The organism is Streptomyces sp. NPDC055140 (genome assembly GCF_053607285.1).
Window position 1 is genome coordinate 249,223 of record NZ_JBSGTG010000010.1, and the last position, 17,983, is coordinate 267,205.

The window sequence follows — 17,983 nt, forward strand, 5'->3', positions numbered from 1 at the left end:
GCCCCTCCGTCGAGTTCATCGGCATGATCGGTACCCAGGACGCCTCCGAGACCCGGCCCGCAGCAGGACCGCTCGTCGACGCCGCCTACACCACCCGCTTCGCCCGCGCCCATGAGGACGCGGGATTCGACCGGATCCTCATCGGCTACAGCTCGTCACGGCCGGACGGCCTCCAGGTCGCCGCGCACGTGGCCGCCCGCACCGAACGCCTGGGACTGCTCATCGCGCACCGGCCGGGCTTCATCGCCCCCACGCTGGCGGCGCGGAGCTTCGCCACCCTCGACCAGTTCACCGAGGGGCGCGTCGCCGTGCACACCATCACGGGTGGCAACGACGCCGAGCAGCGCCGCGACGGCGACTACCTGGACAAGGAGGAACGCTACGACCGGACCGACGAGTACCTCGGCATCCTGCGCCGAGCCTGGTCTTCCACCGACGCCTTCAGCCATGAAGGCCGCCACTACCGCTTCGACGACTACGCCACCGGCGTCCTGCCCTTCCGCGACACTGGCATCCCGCTGTACTTCGGCGGCTCCTCGGACGCCGCCTACCGGGTGGGCGCCAAGCACGCCGACACCTTCGCGCTCTGGGGCGAGCCGCTGGCCGAGACCGCCGAGCAGATCGCCTCCGTCCGGGCCGCCGCAGAGGCCGCCGGACGCAGCGAACCGCCCGGCATCAGCGTCTCGTTCCGTCCGATCCTCGCCCAGACCGAAGAACTCGCCTGGGAACGGGCCCACCGCATCCTCGACACCATCAAGTCCGGTTCGGGCCGCCCCTTCTTCGACCAGGCCCGCCACCACACCGGCACCACCCCGCAGAACGCCGGCTCCCGACGCCTCCTCGCGGCCGCCGCCAAGGCCGACCTCCACGACCGTGCCCTGTGGACCCCCACCGCCGTGGCGACCGGCGCGGGCGGCAACACCACCGCACTCGTGGGCACTCCGGAGACCGTCGCCCAAGCGCTGCTCGACTACGTCGACATAGGAGTCACCACCCTGCTCATCCGCGGCTTCGACCCGCTCGACGACGCCGTCGACTACGGCCGCCACCTGCTCCCGCTCGTCCGCCAGGAGCTCGCCCACCGCGCCTCGGCGCCCCTCGCCCCCACAGGAAGCACCCGATGACCGACCTGGACACCACCCCCGCCCCCACATCCACCGCGCACACCTGGCGGCCGCCCACCGGCATCGCGCCGCGCGGCACACTCGTCGTCCTGCCGGGCCGGGGTGAACACGGCCCGGTCTACGAGAGGTTCGGCCGGCGCATCGCCACCGACGGCTATGTGGTCCACGCCCTCGACACGGTTCCGTCCACATCCGCCGACGCTGTCCAGGCGTCGGTCGCGGCGGCACTCGGCCCCGACCCGGCGACCCCGGTCGTTCTCGTCGGCAGCGACACGGGCGCCCTCCAGGCCCTGAACGCCGCGGCCGAAGCCGATCCGGCAGCTCCGCTCCAGGGCCTGATCGTTGCCGGCGTCGCGTCCACGGACGGCGCGGCCGCGGCGGATCCGGGCGACTGGCAGGCGGAACTCGAAGCGCGTACGGCCTGCCCGACACACCGTCAGAAGCTCACGGACGACGCGGGGTTCTCGCGTGGCCGACTGTCCGAACCCATACCGGACGCCCTTCGCACCGTCGCACGCCCCGGCCTCCCCACCCTCGTCCTCCACGGTGCGGCGGACCCCGTCACACCGCTCGCCCTGGCCCGCGCCCTGACCGCCGAACTGGACCGCGCCACGCTCGGTGTCCTGCACGAGGGCCGTCACGACGTCCTCAACGACGCGTCGCACCGCACCACCGCCGCCACCGTCGTGGTGTGGCTGGAGCGCCTGCGCGCGGACGCGGACCTGGCGCCCGTCCTCACCCTCGAATGACCCGGCCGCCCACGACGAAGGGGAAAACACGATGACTCTGTCCACCGAACCGCGCACGCTCCGGGCGGACGACACCGCCACCGACGAGATCCTGCGCCGAACCCTGCGGCGCCACGCGGCCGGCGTCACGGTCATCACCGTGCCGGGCCCGGCCGGCTTCACCGCGACGTCCTTCACGTCCGTGTCCCTGCGCCCCGCCCTGGTCTCCTTCTGCCTCGGGGCGACGGCGTCCACCGCCGAGGCGGTCCGGCGCGCGGACCGCTTCGCCGTCCACCTCCTGGGCACGCACAACGCCGCCCTGGCGGCGCAGTTCGCGCGCAGTGGCGCGGACCGGTTCGAGGGAGTCGACCACGCGCCCGACCCGGGCGGCCTCCCCATCCTGCGAGCGGCCCCGGCCTGGCTCACCGCCCGCGTGGTCACCCGCCAGCACGTCGGCGACCACCTCCTCGTGATCGGCGAGGTCGACGCGGGAGCGGTCCACGAGGAAGCACCGGCCCTCGTCCACCACGACGGAGCGTTCGCGGCTGCCTCGCGCCTGACCGGGGTGCTGACGGCCTGAGGCGGCGCTCACGGGGTGCTTGACGCGGGCGACGTGTGCGCCTGTCCGGGCGGGACGACCGCCGACGGTCGTCCGGCATCCGGGCGGCCGAGCTCGGTCACTGCACCCCGTGCGGCCGGAACTGGATGCTGATCCGTCCGCCGGCGGCCCGCGTCGTCTTCGGGATGGCGTGCTCCCACGTCCGCTGGCAGGAGCCGCCCATCACGATCAGGTCGCCGTGGCCCAGCGGCCGGCGGACCACGTCGCCGCCGTCGCGGGGGCGCAGCAGCAGGTCGCGCGGCGCACCCACGGACAGGATGGCGACCATGGTGTCCTCACGGGCGCCGCGGCCGATGCGGTCGCCGTGCCAGGCGACGCTGTCGCGGCCGTCGCGGTAGTGGCACAGCCCGGCCGTCGTGAACGGTTCCCTGAGCTCGGCCGCGTAGTGCGCCGACAGTGCCTGTCGGGCCTCGTCGAGGACGGGGTGCGGGAGCGGCTCGCCCGCGCCGTAGAAGGCGAGCAGGCGCGGCACGTCCACGACCCGCTCGTACATCTGCCGCCGCTCGGCCTTCCACGGCACGTCCGTGGCCAGCTGCTCGAACAGGGCGTCGGCGCCGCTGAGCCAGCCCGGCAGCAGGTCGATCCAGGCGCCGTCGCCGAGCACGGTCCTGCGGACCCCGTCCAGCGGGCGCAGTCGCACGTCGTCGCTCTGGTCGAACAGGGACCCCTGGAGTTGGTGCGTTGCCATGAGGACAGCGTACTCCTGGATTCGAACGTGTGCGCTAATTGGCTGGACGCGGATACCCCGTGCCCTGCGAAACTGGGCGTGTGGACGAGATGAGGCGGTTCCGTCGGGCGGCCGGAGTGTGGGCGGCGCACGGAGGTGACGACGGGCCGGTCGCAGAGGCGGCCCGCGAGCTGGCCGTCGAGGCCGGTGTGCGCAAGGTCGTCCTGGTCGAGGGGGAGAGCGACCTGGTCGCCGTCGAGGCGCTGGCCCGGCGGCGTGGACGCAGCCTCGACGAGGAGGGCGTCGCGGTGCTGCCGCTCGGCGGCGCGATGAGCATCGGGAGATTCCTCGCCGTGTGCGGCCCGGACGGGCTCGACGTCACCGTCGCCGGGCTGTGCGACGCGGGGGAGGAGCACTACTTCCGCAGCGTTCTGGAGCGGACCGGCCCGCGCCCCCACCTCACCCACGCGGACATGGAGCAGCTCGGCTTCTACGTGTGTGTCGCGGACCTGGAGGACGAGCTGATCCGCGGCCTCGGTGCGGACACCGTGCAGGAAGTCCTGGACATCGAGGGCGACTTGAGGTCCTTCCGCACCTTCCAGAAGCAGCCGGCGCAGCGGGACCGGGGTGTGGAGCGGCAGTTGCGCCGGTTCATGGGGACGCACAGCGGCCGCAAGGCGCAGTACGCGCGCTCACTCGTGGAGCGGCTCGACCTCGACCGGGTGCCACGCCCTCTGGACCGGCTCCTCGCGCATGTCTGACTCCGGCACGCAACACATCCGACTCCGGCGGGCACCGCCGACTGCGGTACGCATGTCAGGCCCCCGGCTCGCGCAACTGACTCCGTCGCCGCGAACGGCGGTCAAACAGGCAGCAGCCGCGCGATGAGCGCGCTCAGCTGCTGGGCGTTGCGGCACTCGTGCATCTCGACGATCTCCGCGTACGTGTCGGCCGCCGAGTCGCCGGTGTCCCACAGCGAGCGCCGTTCGGGGTTGAGCCAGTACACCTTGCGGGCGCGCCCGGCGACGTCCCGCAGCGCCCCCGTGTTGGGGTCGCTCATGTTCGTACGGGCGTCGCCCAGGATGAACACGGTGCTGCGCGGGCCGACCGCGTCCGCGTACCGCTCGGCGAACTCGCCCAGCGACGTGCCGTAGTCGCTGCTTCCGTGCCAGCCCGTCACGGCCGCCGCCGAGAGGATGCGCGCGCTGAGCCCCTCGGGCCCGGCCGCGTCGCGGCCGATGAGATCGGACACCTCGTCGACTCGGTTGACGAAGGCGAACACCCGCACCTTGCTGAACTGGTCGTGCAGCGCCTGCACCAGCAGCATCGTGAAGTTGGCGAACCCCGCGACCGAGCCGGACACGTCGCACAGGAGGACCAGTTCGGGACGGGCGGGGCGGCGGCGACGCAGCACGGGACGCATCGGGACGCCGCCCGTCGACAGGGACCCACGGAGCGTGCGGCGCAGGTCGATCCGCCCGCGCGCGGCCCGGCGCCGGCGGGCGGCGAGGCGGGTGGCCAGCTTGCGGGCCAAGGGCTGAACCGCCCGGCGCAGCTCGTCCAGCTGGGCGCGCCCAGCGATGAGGAAGTCGACACGGTCGGCGGTCGGTGCGATCGCGCGGCGGGCGATCTCGTCGGTGCCGCGACGCTCGGCGACCCGGCGCCGCGCCTCGCTGCCCACGCGCCCGCGGAAAGCCTGGATGCGGCGACGGATCTCGTCCGCCTGGAGCCGGTCGGTGAACTCGTCCTCGCCGGCCGCCCCGGACCGGATCCCGGCGAGGATCCGGGCGAGCAGGGTCTCCGGGCGCAGCCGCGCCAGCGTCTGGTGCGAGGACCAGCCGTCCGAGCGGCTGGACGGACCCGATCCTCCGGACCCGCCCGAGCCGCCCGCCCCGTTCGCCGTGCCGTAGCCGCCGAGGCCGTCCACCGCCTCGGCCGCCAACTGGTCGAGCAGTTCCTGGTCGTTGGCGGCGAGCGCGGAGGCGAGCCGCTCACGCAGGTCGGCCGTGTCGGAGTCCCGCCACGTACGCCCGGCTCCCGGCTCGTGCCGTGTGTCTTGCGGGGCGCCGACGCTCCGGGGAAAGTACAGATCGAAGACGGGGTCGAAGACGGCCCGCTGTCCCTCGCTGTGCAGCAACGCTGCCGCCAGTCCCTCCCGCAGGTGCTCACGGTCGGTCAGGCCGAGCGCCTCGACGGCGAGCCCGGCGTCGACGGTCTCGCCGGTGCCGATCCGGACGCCGTGCGAGCGCAGTGCCTGCACGAGCGCGGTGAGCCGCTCGGGGACGCCGGCCGCCGTCGCGCTCACACGGCGTCCAGGTCCAGCTTGGCCGCCGCCTTCAGCACATCCTCCTGATGCTTGAGGACGACGCCGAGCGTGTCGCGTACGACCTCCTCGTCGAGGGTTCTGGCACCGAGGGCGAGGAGCGTGCGGGCCCAGTCGATGGTCTCCGCGACCGACGGCACCTTCCGCAGGTCCATCGCACGCAGCGCGCCGACCACCCGCACCACGGCCTGCGCCAGCACCTCGTCGAGACCCGGCACCTTGAGACGTACGATCCGGCGCTCCAACTCCTCCTCGGGGAAGCCGATATGGAGGAACAGGCAGCGGCGGCGCAGCGCCTCGGACAGCTCGCGGCTCGCGTTGGAGGTGAGGACGGTGAAGGGGCGGCGCGTCGCGCTGATCGTGCCGAGTTCGGGCACCGTGACCTGGAAGTCGCTGAGCACCTCCAGGAGCAGGCCCTCCACCTCGACGTCGGCCTTGTCGGTCTCGTCGATGAGCAGCACCTTCGGGTCACTGCCGCGGATCGCCGTCAGCAGCGGGCGCGGCAGCAGGAACTCCTCGCTGAAGATGTCCGTACGGGTCTCGTCCCACGACTCGTCGCGGCCCGCCGTGATGCGCAGGAGTTGCTTGGCGTGGTTCCACTCGTACAGGGCGCGCGACTCGTCCACGCCCTCGTAGCACTGGAGCCGGACGAGAGTGGCGCCCGCGACCTCGGCGACCGCCTTGGCCAGTTCGGTCTTGCCGACGCCCGCGGGGCCCTCGACGAGGAGCGGCTTGCCGAGGCGGTCGGCGAGGAAGACCGTGGTGGCCACCGCGGGGGACGCCAGGTAGCCCGTCGCGGCGAGCCGCGCGGACACATCGTCGACGGACGTGAAGTACCCGGACGTCATGGGTGAGCCCCCTCCTCGTGCGGCGCCGCGCGCCGGCTGGTCTCCGGCCACTGGATCAGTTCCGCGAGGGCCTCCACAACAGGGAGGCGTTGTTTGCGTCGTAGGTCACGTGCCACAGCCGTACGGAACGCCCGAACCGACCTCTCCTCGCGGGCCCGAACTGCTGGGTCTCAATCCGAGACCCTCGTATGCTGACGGCATGAGGCGGACCTCCTTTGCCAACTGGCCCTGCTCCATCGCCCGCACCATGGACCTGCTCGGCGACTGGTGGACGCCGCTCGTCCTGCGTGAGGCGTTCTACGGGATCAAGCGGTTCGACGTGTTCCAGGAGGAGCTCGGCATCGCGCGCAACACCCTGGCCGACCGCCTCCGGCGCCTCGTCGACGAGGGGCTCATGGAGAAGCGCGCCTATCAGCACGAGCCCGTCCGCTACGACTACGTCCTCACGGACATGGGACGCGACTTCTTCGGCGTGCTCGCTGCGATGAACCGCTGGGGCGACCGCTGGCTGGCGGAGGAGGCCGGTCCGCCCGTCGTGTTCCACCACGACCGGTGCGGCCAGGAGGGCCACGCCGAGGTCGTGTGCAGCGAGTGCAAGGAGCCGATGACGGCCGAGAACACGAGGCCCCGGATCGGCCCCGGCTATCCGCCCCGGCTGGCCGAACGCCCTGACATCAAGGCGCGTTTCGCCGACTGACTACCAGTCGTCCCGCCCTGTCCTTCCCCCTTGACGAGTGAGTCTATCTACGCAACTCTCATGCTCAGGGTCGCTTTTTTACGGACCCGCACAGTGAACTTCCCGCATACGGAGAGGCAACCGGCAATGGAGTGGACGGGCGCGCGCTACGCCGACAAACCGACGGTCGAGGTCCGCAGAAGGGTCCTGGCGTCGCCGGAGCGGGTGTGGGAGTTGGTCTCCGACATCAACCTGATGCCCACGCTCAGCGCCGAACTCCAGTCGGTCGCCTGGCTGGACGGGGCGGCGGGACCGACGCTCGGCGCGCGATTCGCCGGACACAGCAAGCACGATTCGCTGGGGGAGTGGCAGACCACCTCGTACGTCGTCCGGTTCGAGGCGCCCCGCGTGTTCGCCTGGGCGGTCGAGGACCCCGAACATCCCAGCGCCCTATGGAAGTTCACCCTGACACCGCTCGACGACGGCGGCACCGAGCTTGCCCAGTGGATGCGGCTCGGCCCCGGCCGCTCCGGGCTCTCGTACGCGATCGACCGGATGCCGGAGAAGGAGCAGAAGATCGTGTTCGTGCGGCTGCGGGAGTTCGAGCGGAGCATCACCGCCACGCTCGACGCGATCAAGGACCTGGCCGAGGGCGGCCCGGCTCCGGAAGGGCGGGGCGAGTGATGCGTACGTCCACGACGATCGAGGCCTCGGGCGGCAGTTGGCGCGAGACGGTCGACTTCGTGACCGAGGCCGAACGGCTCGGGATGGACATCTGCTGGGTGGCCGAGGCGTGGGGCTCGGAGGCCCCCTCGCCGCTCGGATACCTCGCGGCGCGCACGGAGAGGATGCTGCTCGGCTCCGGGATCATCCAGCTGGCCACCCGCACCCCGGCCGCGATAGCCCGCGCGGCGATCACCCTCTCCAACATCTCCGAAGGCCGCTTCCTGCTCGGACTCGGCCCTTCGGGACCGCAGGTGATCGAAGGACTGCACGGGGTCCCCTTCGCGCGGCCCCTGACCCGTATGCGCGAGACCGTCGAGATCGTCCGGCAGGCGGTGGCGGGAGAGAAACTCGCTTACGAGGGGCGGGAGTTCACCCTCCCGCTTCCCGGCGGCGAGGCGAAGCCGATGCGCCTGTCGATGCGGGCCGAGTACGACCTGCCCGTCTATCTGGCCACGCTCTCGCCCAAAATGCTGCGGCTGACCGGTGAGATCGCGGACGGCTGGCTCGGCACGAGCTTCGTGCCCGAGGGCGCGCAGGGGGCCTACTTCGACCATCTGGAGGCGGGGCTCGCCGCAGCCGGCCGTAAGCGGTCGGACCTGGACATCTGCCAGGGCGCCGAGGTGGCGTTCGCCGACGACGAGGACGCGCTGCGCGCGATGGTCGCGGGCCGCAAGAAGGAACTGGCCTTCAGTCTGGGCGGCATGGGATCCGCGACCACCAACTACTACAACAACGCCTACAGCAGGCAGGGCTGGGCCGACACGGCGGCCGAGGTCCGCGCCCGCTGGCAGGCGGGCGACCGCGACGGCGCCGCGGAACTGGTCACCGACGACATGGTCCTGGCCACCACCCTCATCGGCACCGAGCCCATGGTCCGCGAACGCCTGCGGGTCTGGAGCGCCGCGGGCGTCGACACGGTCCGCCTCTACCCGGCCGGCGACACACTGGAGGCCCGCCTGACCACGCTGGGCAGGGCGCTGGATCTCGTACGGGACGTGGGGCGCGAGGAGCGCTAGTCGGGGCGTGTGCGGGTCCGCTGTTCACGCGTAGTTGCTGAGCTCGATCAGGTTGTCGTCCGGATCCCGCACGTACACGCTGAGGACGGGGCCGGTGGCGCCCGTGCGTTCCACCGGTCCTTCCTCCAACGGGACGCCATGGCTTGCCAGTTCGGCGATGATCCGGTCGACGGGCTCATCGACGATCAGGCACAGGTCAGCGCTGCCGGGAGTGGGGCGGGCCGCCTTGGGCTCGAACTCGCGGCCCGCCTCGTGGAGGTTGATCTTGCTGTGGCCGAAGGCCAGCGCACGGCGGCCGCCCCGGAAGGTGACCGCCTCCATGCCCAGGACCTTCGTGTAGAAGGCCACTGTGGCGTCGAGGTCGTGCACGGTGAGGACGAAGTGGTCGAGTCGGTCGATGCGCATGGCGGAACCCAATCAAGCACCGGGCGGCTTGTCGACGCACGCCCGAACGCTGCCCGTCGCTGCGTGGGCGGCCCACCGTGCCGTCGGCCGGGGAGTTCGGTCAGCCGGAGAGTTCGTTCGCCGCCCTTTCGATCAGGTCCGCGACCGCGGTCGGCTGCGAGGCCAACGAAGCGTGCCCTGCGGCGAGTTCGATGACGGCCCGCGGGTTCATCCGTTCGGCCATGCGGCGTTCGCCGGCCGGATTGATCATGCGGTCGTCCGTCGACACCTGGTACCACGTCGGCTTGACCCGCCAGGCGGGGGCGGTCACGTTGTCCCCGAACGTCGAGGCCAGGGGTGCTTTCTGGGTGACGGCCATGACGAGGGCCTCGTCCGCTGGCAGGTCCTGGCAGAAGCTCTCGTGGAACTTGTCCTGCTTGATCCACAGGTAGCCGTCGGAGTCAGGTGCGAGGTTCTCGATCGCCGCGGGCGGCAGTTCCTGGCTGATCTGCCCAGGGCTCTCGCCTGCGTCGGGCGCGAATGCGGCGACGTAGACGAGGCCTGTCACGTTCGGCAGGTCGCCCGCCTCCGTGATGACGGCGCCGCCGTAGGAGTGCCCCACCAGGAGTACAGGGCCGTCCACCTGCTTGACCATCTTGCGCGTGCGTTCGGCGTCGTCCGCCAGGGAGGTCAGAGGGTTCTCCACCGCGTGAAGAGAGCCGAAACCGCGGTTGTGCAGCTCCACGATGACCTTGGCCCAGTGGGCGGCGCCGCCCCAGAACCCGTGCACCAGAACGACAGTCGCCTTGTCGGCCATGACGACACACCAATTTCGATCGGGGAGAGCGGTCCCTCCCACGCTAAGCCCGAGGTCACGGCCCGGCCACCGCTGACGGTGGCGGGGTCGTGACCTCGGATCCCAGGGCTATCCCAGCACCCTCCCCAGCGCGGCGAGCGCCGACTCCAGTTCCTCGCGGGTGATGGTCAGGGGCGGGGCCAGGCGGATCGTCGAGCCGTGGGTGTCCTTGACCAATACGCCCTCGGCCAGGAGGAGTTCGCTGATCCGGCGGCCTGTGCCGATGGCCGGGTCGATGTCGACGCCCGCCCACAGCCCGCGGGCCCGGAAGCCCGTGACCCCCTTGCCGGTGAGGGCCTCGAGCCCGGCGCGCAGCACCTCGCCCAGATCGGCCGCCCGGCGCTGGAACTCGCCCGTGGCGAGCAGGTCGACGACGGCGGAGCCGACCGCCGCGGACAGCGGGTTCCCGCCGAACGTGGAGCCGTGCTCGCCCGGCCGCAGCACCCCGAGAACGTCCCGTCCCGCGACGACCGCAGACACCGGCACGATGCCGCCGCCGAGCGCCTTGCCGAGGAGCAGCATGTCGGGGCGTACGGCTTCGTGGTCGACGGCGAGCGTGCGGCCCGTGCGGCCCAGGCCCGACTGGATCTCGTCGGCGATGAACAGACAGCCGGCCCGCCGCGTCAGATCGCGTACCCCGGTGAGATAGCCGTCGTCCGGGATGACGACCCCGGCCTCGCCCTGGATGGGTTCGAGCAGGACGGCCGCCGTCGTCTCGTCGACCGCCGCCTCGAGCGCGGCCAGGTCGTTGTAGGGGACCACGCGGAAGCCCGGCGTGAACGGCCCGAACCCGGCGCGGGCCGACTCGTCGGTGGAGAAGCTGACGATCGTGGTCGTCCGGCCGTGGAAGTTGCCGTCCGCCACGACGATCGTCGCCCGGTCCGCGGGGACGCCCTTGACCTCGTACGCCCACTTGCGGGCGACCTTGACGGCGCTCTCCACGGCCTCGGCGCCCGTGTTCATCGGCAGGACCATGTCGAGGCCGGTCAGTTTCGCGAGGCCCTCGGCGAAGCCGGCCAGACGGTCGTTGTGGAAGGCACGCGACGTGAGCGTGAGCTGGTCGAGCTGACGGTGGGCGGCCTCGACCAGGGCCGGGTGGCGGTGGCCGAAGTTGAGGGCCGAGTATCCGGCGAGGAGGTCGAGGTAGCGGCGGCCCTCGACGTCCTCGACCCAGGTGCCCTCGGCGCGGGCGACGACTACGGGCAGGGGGTGGTAGTTGTGCGCGAGTACCGGCGTCTCGGCGCTGATGAGATCCGCCGAGGAACGCGGGGCTTTGACGGGGGCGACGGTCATGAACGGATCTCCTGGGTGCAGCACTTGATGCCTCCGCCGGCCTTGTGGAACTCGGAGAGGTCGACGGGGACGGGGACGTATCCGCGGTGGTCGAGCTGTTCGATGAGCCCGGTGGCCTGCGGGGCGACGAACACGTGGCGGCCGTCGGAGACGGAGTTGAGGCCGAAGGCCATCGCGTCGTCGCGGGTGGCGAGCACGGCACGCGGGAAGAGCCGCGCGAGCACCTCGCGGCTCCCGGCCGAGAACGCCTCCGGGTAGTACGCGATCGTGCCGCCGCCGGGATCGTCGGCATCGTCGGGGTCTTCGAGGGCGAACAGCGCGGTGTCCAGGTGGTAGAAGTACGGGTCGACCAGACGCAGTCCGATGACCGGTACGCCGAAGAACTCCTGCGCCTCGTCGTGCGCGGCACGCGTCGTACGGAATCCGCTGCCCGCGAGTACGTAGCGGCCCACCGGTACGAGATCGCCCTCGCCCTCGCAGACCGACGCCGGGTGGTGGACGTCGTAGCCCGCCGCCTTGAACCACGTCTCGTACTCCGCCGACTCCGGGCGGCGTTGCTCGGCGTGGAAGTTCGAGCCGAGGACGCGGCCGGCCACGACGAGCGCTGAGTTCGCGGCGAACACCATGTCGGGCAGGCCCGGGACCGGCGGCACGGTCTCGACCGTGTGCCCGTGCGCGCGGTAGGCGTCGATCAGGGTCTGCCACTGCGCGAGGGCGAGCGCGGTGTCGACCCGCACGTCGTCGCGCATCCACGGGTTGATGGCGTAGTGAACGTCGAAGTATCTGGGCTCACACACCAGATAGCGCCTGGGCACAGACGGGTACCTCCGCTTCCTGCGGGACGACCATCAGAGGGTCTCTCCACGGTAGGAAGCGGCGGTCGCGCTCGACAAGACCAGTTGAATGCGTATGCCCGCAGCAATGCTGCGCAGAATGGGAGGTCAGCGTTGGATTGCTGCGTCGTCGGGGGCGGGCTCTCGGGCGCCGGCCTCCGCGCTGTCCGGCAGCAGGTGGGAAAGCACCATGTAACTGATCGTCTTGCGGATGAACGGCTCGGCCCTGATGCGTTCGAGCACCTCCTCGAAGTGGCCGACGTCCGTGGCCCTGACGTGCAGCAACGCGTCGGCGCCGCCCGTCACGGTCATCGCGGAGGTGATCTCCGGGTGGTTGCGCACGACTTCGGCGAGCCGACGGGGCGGCGCCGCCCCGTCGCAGTACACCTCGACGAACGCCTCGGTGCTCCAGCCGAGCGCGGCCGGCCGGACCGTGGCGGTGTACCCGGTGATGACATCGTTCTCGCGCAGCCGGTCGGCGCGCCGCTTGACGGCGGTGGCGGACAGGCCGATGGCCGCGCCGATCTCCGCGAAACTCGTCCTGGCGTTGGCGATCAGGGCCGCGACGATCTTGCGGTCGAGGTCGTCGAACGCCACATGCTTGCTGTTCATGGCCGGTGGTCCTTCTCGTGCTGGTCACGGGCGCGCAGGGCGAGGGCCACCAGAGCGGCGTCCTCGGGGCGCCGCACGTCGCGGCCGGTCAGCTCGGCGAACCGGTTGATCCGCTGCTGGATCGTGTTGCGATGGCAGTACAGGGCGGCCGCGGTGTCCGCGACGGACCCGGTCCCGGCCAGATGCGACCGTACGGTATCGAGGAGGCGCTTCGTCTCGCCGGCGGGCACCGCTTCCGCGTCGAGCCCGCTGAGGACGTCGTCGGCGAGATCCCGTCCGAAGCCCTCGGCGCGCTGTACCAGGACATCGAGCCAGCTGTCCTCAAGCCGTCGGGGCCCCGCCGCGTCCGACGGCAGCACGCGCGCCGTGGCCGTCGCGAGCACCACCGCACGAGGCACCGCGGCAAGGCCCGCCGCGGCGGAAGCGACCCCGCACGGCGTCTCCTGGAGCAGCCCGAGTACGGACTCCGCCGTGGTGCGCCGGCCCAGCTGCACGGCGAGCACCAGATCCGAGGCGACCTCCTGCAGCTGGACAGGAGTCTCCGCCGTGCGCAGCGCCGTGGCGGTCCTGCGCAGGCCCGCGCCGTACTGCGGCGGCGCCACCGCGCACAGGAACCGGTCGTCGGCCTGGAAGCCGAGGGCGAGCGCGGCGTCCCGCACCACCGTCGGATTGCGGCCCTCGCTGTCCAGGAGCCGGGCGAACCACATGCGCCGCTCGTCCGCCGCACGGCGACCCATGTCCAGAATGGTGCGCTGGTACGCCGTCATGATGCCGGTGACGTGCTTCTCCACGGCCTCCCACACGTGGTACGCCGACGTCACCAGCTCGGCCTTGTCCTTCTCGCCCGCCTTGTCGACGAGAGCTGCCCAGACGACGCGGAAGTCGAGGCGCGCCGCCGCGAGGAGGGAGTCCAGCGGGACACCCTGACGGGCGCGCCGCTCCCCGACCCGTTCGGAGACGGTGGCGATGCGCTCGGACAGGGGCAGCCCGGCGACCGTGCGCAGCAGGAACTCGAACGCCTCCCACGCCGTGGCGCGGAAGTCCTCCTCCGAGACGCGGTCCGCGTAGGAGGCACGGACCGGCCGTACGCACTCCACCCAGAGGCCGACGAGGCTGTCGATGTCCTCCAGGCAGCGCCGGGCCAGCTCGGTGACCCGGGGATCCGGAGGTGGGAAGAGGATGGACTCACTGTTCATGTGCACAATCCTGGCCGCCCCATCGGCGCCAAATCAACGTTGGCTTCGCGCCACACCCCGTGAATTCTTGGAGTGTCCGGCAGGCCGTGGCCGGAATTACACCGCATGGAGGGCCGGGAAACTGTGCATTTGACCCCTCGCGAGCTGGAGCGGATCCAGCTGTTCACCGTCGCGGAACTCGCGCGCCGCCGCAGGGCGCGCGGGCGGAAGCTGAACGCGCCGGAGGCGATCGCCCTGATCTGCGACGAGGTCCTCGAAGCCGCCTGGGACGGCCTGAGCCTCGACGAAGTGATCGCGGCGGGCCGCAAGGTCCTCACCGAGGACGACGTCATGGACGGGGTGCCGCAGATGGTCACCACGATCCAGGTCGAGGCGCTGTTCCCGAGCGGTACGTCGCTGGTGGCGATCGACCACCCGATCCCCACCGCGGGCGGAAGCGGCGAGCCGGGGCCGGGCGCCGTCCGCACCGCACCCGACCCGGTCCTGATCAACACGGGCAGGGTCCGCTCGCGGCTGACCGTCCGTAACAACGGAGACCGCACCGTCTACCTGTCCTCGCACTACCCGCTCGCCGAGGTGAACGCGGCCCTGGAGCTCGACCGCGAGGCCGCCGCGGGCATGCGGCTCGACATCCCGGCGGGCACCGCACTGTCCTTCGAACCCGGGGCCGTACGCGAAGTCGACGTGGTGACGGCACGCCATGAGGAGGCGTCATGACACAGGTCGACCGCCGCACGTACAACGCCCTCTACGGGCCCACGACCGGCGACCGGATCCGGCTCGGCGACACCTGCCTGTGGGTCGAGGTGGAGCGGGACGACGGCACGCCGGGCGACGAACTGCTCGGCGGCTGCGGCAAGACAGTGCGCGACGGACTGCTGGCATCGCCCCGCTCCGAGCGGGACTCCGCGCTCGACATGGTGGTCGCCGGAGTGGTGCTGATGGACCCGGTGCTCGGCGTCCGCAAGACGGACATCGGCATAAAGGACGGCCGGATCGTCTCCGTCGGCGGCGTCGGCAACCCGGACGTGATGGACGTCGACTTCGCCATCGACTCGCACACCTCGGTCATCCCGGGCGAGGGCCTGATCGCCACCCCCGGCATCGTGGACAGCCACGTCCACCTCTCCTCGCCCGAGGTGGCGCCCGCCGCGCTGTCCGCCGGAGTCACCACGCTCGTCGGCATGGGCCTCGGCGGCGTGTGGGAGATCGGCTGCAACCCGGCGCACAATCTGCACACCCTGATGGCGTCCTGGCGCGGCACCCCGCTCAACATCGCCTTCCTCGCCCGGGGTTCCTCCACCTCGCGCGCCCTGCTCGACGAGTCCGTACTCGCGGGCGCCGGCGGCTTCAAGATCCATGAGGACTTCGGGGCCACCCCGCGCATCATCGAAACGTGCCTGGGCGCCGCGGAACAGGCGGACCTGCCCGTCGCGATGCACACCGACTCCATGAACGAGTCCGGCTACCTGCGCGACACCATCGGCGCCACCCGCGGCCGTACCGTGCACGCCTACCACGTGGAGGGCGGCGGCGGTCACCCCGACCTCCTGGAGATCCTCTCCGAGCCCAACGTCCTGCCCTCGTCGACGACCCCGACGGTTCCGTACACCGCCAACACCGTCGGCGAGCTCTTCCCGATGACGATGACGGTCCACCGGCAGAACCACCACTCGCCCAGCGACATCGAGATCTCCAAGGGCCGCATCCGAGGCCACGCCATCGCCGCGGAGAACGCCCTGCACGACCTGGGCGCGATCAGCATCGTCAACTCCGACTCCATGGGCATGGGCCGGATGGCCGAGACCGTACGCAGGACCTGGCAGCTCGCCCATGTGCAGGCCCTCGCGAACGGCGCCGGCGGAGTGGAACACCCCGCCAACGCACGGGCGTTGCGCTATCTGGCGAAGATCACCCTTAACCCGGCGATCGCGCACGGCCTGGCCCACGAGGTGGGCTCCCTCCAGCCGGGCCGCATGGCCGACCTCGTGCTGTGGCACCCCGCGTGGTTCGGCACCAAGCCCGAACTGGTCGTCAAGGGCGGCTTCGTGGCCTGGGGCAACACCGGATCGGGCTCCGGCTCCACCCGCCTCACCCAGCCCCGCACCTACCGCCCCTACTTCGGCGCACTCGGCGACGCCCCCGCACGCCTCTCGCGGATCTTCGTCGCGCAGGCCGCACTGGAGGACCGGGCCGCCCGCGCCGCACTCCCGCAAGGCCTGCAGTACGCGCCGATCATCGGTGCACGGGGCCTGACCCGGGCCGACATGCTGCACAACACCGCCACGCCACGCGTCCACGTGCCGCGCGAGCCCGCGCCGGTCCTGGTCGACGACATCCCCACCGGAACCGACGCCGTCACCGAACTGCCCCTCGCCCAACTGCACCACTTCGCCTGAGGGACGGACCCACCCCATGCTCCTCGATCTGCTGGTGCGCAACGCGCGCATCCTCACCCTCGACGACGACCGGCCCACCGCCCGCACCCTGGGAGTCCTGCACGGCAGGATCGTGGGACTCGACGACGACGTCGAAGACCTGCCCGCGCGCCGCGTCCTGGAAGCGGGCGGCGCCACCCTCGTCCCCGGTTTCAACGACGCCCACTGCCACACCGCGTGGTTCGGCCTCACCCTCGCCCAGCTCGACCTGTCCAAGACCCGGTCGGTGGACGAGGTGTACGCCGCCGTCGCCGACCACGCGGAAGGCCTGCCGCCGGACGCGTGGGTGATCGGCGCCGGACTGGACCACCACAAGCTCGGCGGCGTCCAGCCGCACCGCGACGCCCTCGACCGTGCGGCGGGCGGCCGCCCCGTCTGGCTCAAGCACACCTCCGGACACGCCTGCGTCGTCAACTCACCCGTTCTGGAGAAGGCCGGCGCGCTCACCGACGGGTTCGCCGACCCCACCGGCGGCGTCGTCGCCCGGGACGCGGACGGGCGGCCCGACGGACTCCTCGAAGAGACCGCGCAGCAGCTCGTGCAACGCCAGGTGCTGCCCTACCCCGTGGCCACCCTCGCCGACGCGATCGGCGCCGCCACCCGGCACTACCTCGCCGAGGGCGTCACCAGCTTCACCGAGGCCGGCATCGGCGGCGGCTGGATCGGGCACAGCCCGGTGGAGCTCGCCGCCTACCAACTCGCCCGCGAAAGAGGCACGTTGCACGCCCGGGCCCAGGTGATGGCCGCCTCCGACGTGCTGCACCCCCTCACCGCTCACGCCGACGACGCCATCACCCTCGGCCTCGACCTCGGCATGCGCACCGGCTTCGGCGACGACCGGCTCTCGCTGGGACCCGTCAAGATCTTCCTCGACGGCTCGCTGCTCGGCCGCACCGCCGCCGTCACCGAACCGTTCTGCGGCTGCCCCCACGACACATCCACCACCGGTTACTTCCAGAGCGATCCCGAGGTCATGGCCGACACTGTGGTGGCCGTCCACCGGGCCGGCTGGACCGTCGCGGCCCACGCCATCGGCGACCGGGCCGTCGACCTCGCACTGGACACCTTCGCCCGTGCCCAACGGGCCCACCCACGCCCCGAGGCGCGGCACCGGATCGAGCACGCCGGCGTCGTACGCCCCGATCAGCTGGCCCGCTTCGCCGAGCTGCGCGCCGTGCCCGTGCCGCAGCACAACTTCCTGTACGCCTTCGGCGACGCCATGGCGGCGGCGCTCGGGCCGCAGCGCACCCCGTGGTCGTACCGGCTGCGTTCCCTGCTCGACCTGGGCATTGTCGTGCCCGGAAGCTCCGACCGGCCGGTCGCTCCCGGCGCCCCGCTGCCCGCGATGCAGTCCATGGTGGAACGCCTCACCGAGACCGGCGCGCCCTATGGCGCGGACGAGAGCGTCACGGCGCTCGCCGCGCTGCGTGCCTGGACCGTCGGCTCCGCGCACGCCACGGGCTACGGCGACCGCAAGGGCGTCCTCCGCCCCGGTTACCTGGCCGACTTCACCGTTCTGGACGCCGACCCCACCCGCATCCCGCCGGACCGCATCGGTGCGATCCGGATCCTGGCCACCTCCGTCGGGGGCACCGTCGCCCACGACCCGCTCGGCCTGACCGCCTCCACCTGAGGCACCCTCCC

Annotated in this window: 19 protein-coding genes; 10 read left to right on the forward strand and 9 right to left on the reverse strand. The window is 71.8% G+C overall.

All coding sequences use genetic code 11. The features are described 5' to 3' along the window. Positions 1 to 23: 23 nt before the first annotated feature. The 3 genes from ACWFR4_RS21395 to ACWFR4_RS21405 are packed head-to-tail and all read left to right on the forward strand — an operon-like array spanning position 24 to position 2,432. On the forward strand, positions 24 to 1,124 hold the full coding sequence (locus ACWFR4_RS21395; RefSeq protein ID WP_453654038.1) for an LLM class flavin-dependent oxidoreductase: 1,101 nt from the start codon (positions 24 to 26) through the stop codon (positions 1,122 to 1,124). Then, positions 1,121 to 1,873: an alpha/beta hydrolase gene (locus ACWFR4_RS21400; RefSeq protein WP_453468670.1), complete on the forward strand. Its 753-nt coding sequence runs from the start codon at positions 1,121 to 1,123 to the stop codon at positions 1,871 to 1,873. The genes ACWFR4_RS21395 and ACWFR4_RS21400 overlap by 4 nt, the downstream gene beginning before the upstream one ends. Positions 1,874 to 1,904: 31 nt before the next feature. Next, positions 1,905 to 2,432 (forward strand): flavin reductase family protein, encoded by a 528-nt coding sequence (locus tag ACWFR4_RS21405; protein ID WP_453653970.1) that lies wholly within the window; start codon positions 1,905 to 1,907, stop codon positions 2,430 to 2,432. Positions 2,433 to 2,529: 97 nt separating this feature from the next. Here the strand turns inward: ACWFR4_RS21405 and ACWFR4_RS21410 are convergent, their stop codons facing one another. Then, on the reverse strand, positions 2,530 to 3,159 hold the full coding sequence (locus tag ACWFR4_RS21410; protein WP_453653972.1) for an alpha-ketoglutarate-dependent dioxygenase AlkB: 630 nt from the start codon (positions 3,157 to 3,159) through the stop codon (positions 2,530 to 2,532). A gap of 80 nt (positions 3,160 to 3,239) precedes the next feature. Between ACWFR4_RS21410 and ACWFR4_RS21415 the strand changes: the two genes are divergently transcribed. Beyond that, positions 3,240 to 3,899, forward strand: a complete 660-nt coding sequence (locus tag ACWFR4_RS21415; RefSeq protein WP_453653974.1) for a TOPRIM nucleotidyl transferase/hydrolase domain-containing protein — start codon at positions 3,240 to 3,242, stop codon at positions 3,897 to 3,899. Between the two features lie 101 nt (positions 3,900 to 4,000). On the opposite strand, the gene ACWFR4_RS21420 is transcribed toward ACWFR4_RS21415, so the two are convergent. Then, the gene (locus tag ACWFR4_RS21420; protein WP_453653976.1) at positions 4,001 to 5,443 is read right to left on the reverse strand and encodes a vWA domain-containing protein; all 1,443 of its coding nucleotides are present in this window, start codon (positions 5,441 to 5,443) and stop codon (positions 4,001 to 4,003) included. Further along, positions 5,440 to 6,309, reverse strand: a complete 870-nt coding sequence (locus tag ACWFR4_RS21425; RefSeq protein ID WP_453466068.1) for an AAA family ATPase — start codon at positions 6,307 to 6,309, stop codon at positions 5,440 to 5,442. The genes ACWFR4_RS21420 and ACWFR4_RS21425 overlap by 4 nt, the downstream gene beginning before the upstream one ends. 199 nt (positions 6,310 to 6,508) lie before the next feature. On the opposite strand from ACWFR4_RS21425, the gene ACWFR4_RS21430 reads away from it, so the two are divergent. The 3 genes from ACWFR4_RS21430 to ACWFR4_RS21440 all read left to right on the forward strand — a co-directional run bounded on the left by ACWFR4_RS21430 (position 6,509) and on the right by ACWFR4_RS21440 (position 8,727). Then, entirely contained in the window at positions 6,509 to 7,006 is a 498-nt protein-coding gene (locus ACWFR4_RS21430) for a winged helix-turn-helix transcriptional regulator (RefSeq protein WP_453466066.1), read from the forward strand. A 126-nt stretch (positions 7,007 to 7,132) separates the two neighbouring features. After that, positions 7,133 to 7,669, forward strand: coding sequence for an SRPBCC family protein (locus ACWFR4_RS21435; protein WP_453653978.1), 537 nt, complete (start codon positions 7,133 to 7,135; stop codon positions 7,667 to 7,669). Continuing rightward, a complete protein-coding gene (locus tag ACWFR4_RS21440; protein ID WP_453466062.1) occupies positions 7,669 to 8,727 on the forward strand; it encodes an LLM class flavin-dependent oxidoreductase in 1,059 nt (352 codons plus the stop codon). Before ACWFR4_RS21435 ends, ACWFR4_RS21440 begins: the two co-directional genes overlap by 1 nt. 24 nt (positions 8,728 to 8,751) lie before the next feature. Here ACWFR4_RS21440 and ACWFR4_RS21445 read toward each other — a convergent pair whose 3' ends face one another. The 6 genes from ACWFR4_RS21445 to ACWFR4_RS21470 all read right to left on the reverse strand — a co-directional run bounded on the left by ACWFR4_RS21445 (position 8,752) and on the right by ACWFR4_RS21470 (position 13,901). Then, on the reverse strand, positions 8,752 to 9,132 hold the full coding sequence (locus ACWFR4_RS21445; protein WP_453466060.1) for a VOC family protein: 381 nt from the start codon (positions 9,130 to 9,132) through the stop codon (positions 8,752 to 8,754). A 100-nt stretch (positions 9,133 to 9,232) separates the two neighbouring features. Continuing rightward, positions 9,233 to 9,928, reverse strand: coding sequence for an alpha/beta hydrolase (locus ACWFR4_RS21450; RefSeq protein ID WP_453653980.1), 696 nt, complete (start codon positions 9,926 to 9,928; stop codon positions 9,233 to 9,235). Positions 9,929 to 10,036: 108 nt separating this feature from the next. Beyond that, on the reverse strand, positions 10,037 to 11,260 hold the full coding sequence (gene rocD, locus ACWFR4_RS21455) for an ornithine--oxo-acid transaminase (RefSeq protein WP_453653982.1): 1,224 nt from the start codon (positions 11,258 to 11,260) through the stop codon (positions 10,037 to 10,039). Further along, a complete protein-coding gene (gene ddaH, locus ACWFR4_RS21460; RefSeq protein WP_453653984.1) occupies positions 11,257 to 12,057 on the reverse strand; it encodes a dimethylargininase in 801 nt (266 codons plus the stop codon). Before ddaH ends, rocD begins: the two co-directional genes overlap by 4 nt. 144 nt (positions 12,058 to 12,201) lie before the next feature. Continuing rightward, a complete protein-coding gene (locus ACWFR4_RS21465) occupies positions 12,202 to 12,705 on the reverse strand; it encodes an Lrp/AsnC family transcriptional regulator (protein ID WP_266570529.1) in 504 nt (167 codons plus the stop codon). Beyond that, positions 12,702 to 13,901: a helix-turn-helix domain-containing protein gene (locus tag ACWFR4_RS21470; RefSeq protein WP_453466052.1), complete on the reverse strand. Its 1,200-nt coding sequence runs from the start codon at positions 13,899 to 13,901 to the stop codon at positions 12,702 to 12,704. Before ACWFR4_RS21470 ends, ACWFR4_RS21465 begins: the two co-directional genes overlap by 4 nt. A gap of 123 nt (positions 13,902 to 14,024) precedes the next feature. On the opposite strand from ACWFR4_RS21470, the gene ACWFR4_RS21475 reads away from it, so the two are divergent. From ACWFR4_RS21475 to ACWFR4_RS21485, 3 genes are read left to right on the forward strand one after another with little or no spacing between them, the layout of a single operon-like run. Further along, positions 14,025 to 14,618, forward strand: a complete 594-nt coding sequence (locus ACWFR4_RS21475; RefSeq protein WP_453466050.1) for an urease subunit gamma — start codon at positions 14,025 to 14,027, stop codon at positions 14,616 to 14,618. Next, entirely contained in the window at positions 14,615 to 16,300 is a 1,686-nt protein-coding gene (locus ACWFR4_RS21480; protein ID WP_453653986.1) for an urease subunit alpha, read from the forward strand. The genes ACWFR4_RS21475 and ACWFR4_RS21480 overlap by 4 nt, the downstream gene beginning before the upstream one ends. A gap of 16 nt (positions 16,301 to 16,316) precedes the next feature. Further along, on the forward strand, positions 16,317 to 17,972 hold the full coding sequence (locus ACWFR4_RS21485; protein WP_453653988.1) for an amidohydrolase: 1,656 nt from the start codon (positions 16,317 to 16,319) through the stop codon (positions 17,970 to 17,972). The last annotated feature ends 11 nt before the right edge of the window (positions 17,973 to 17,983 follow it).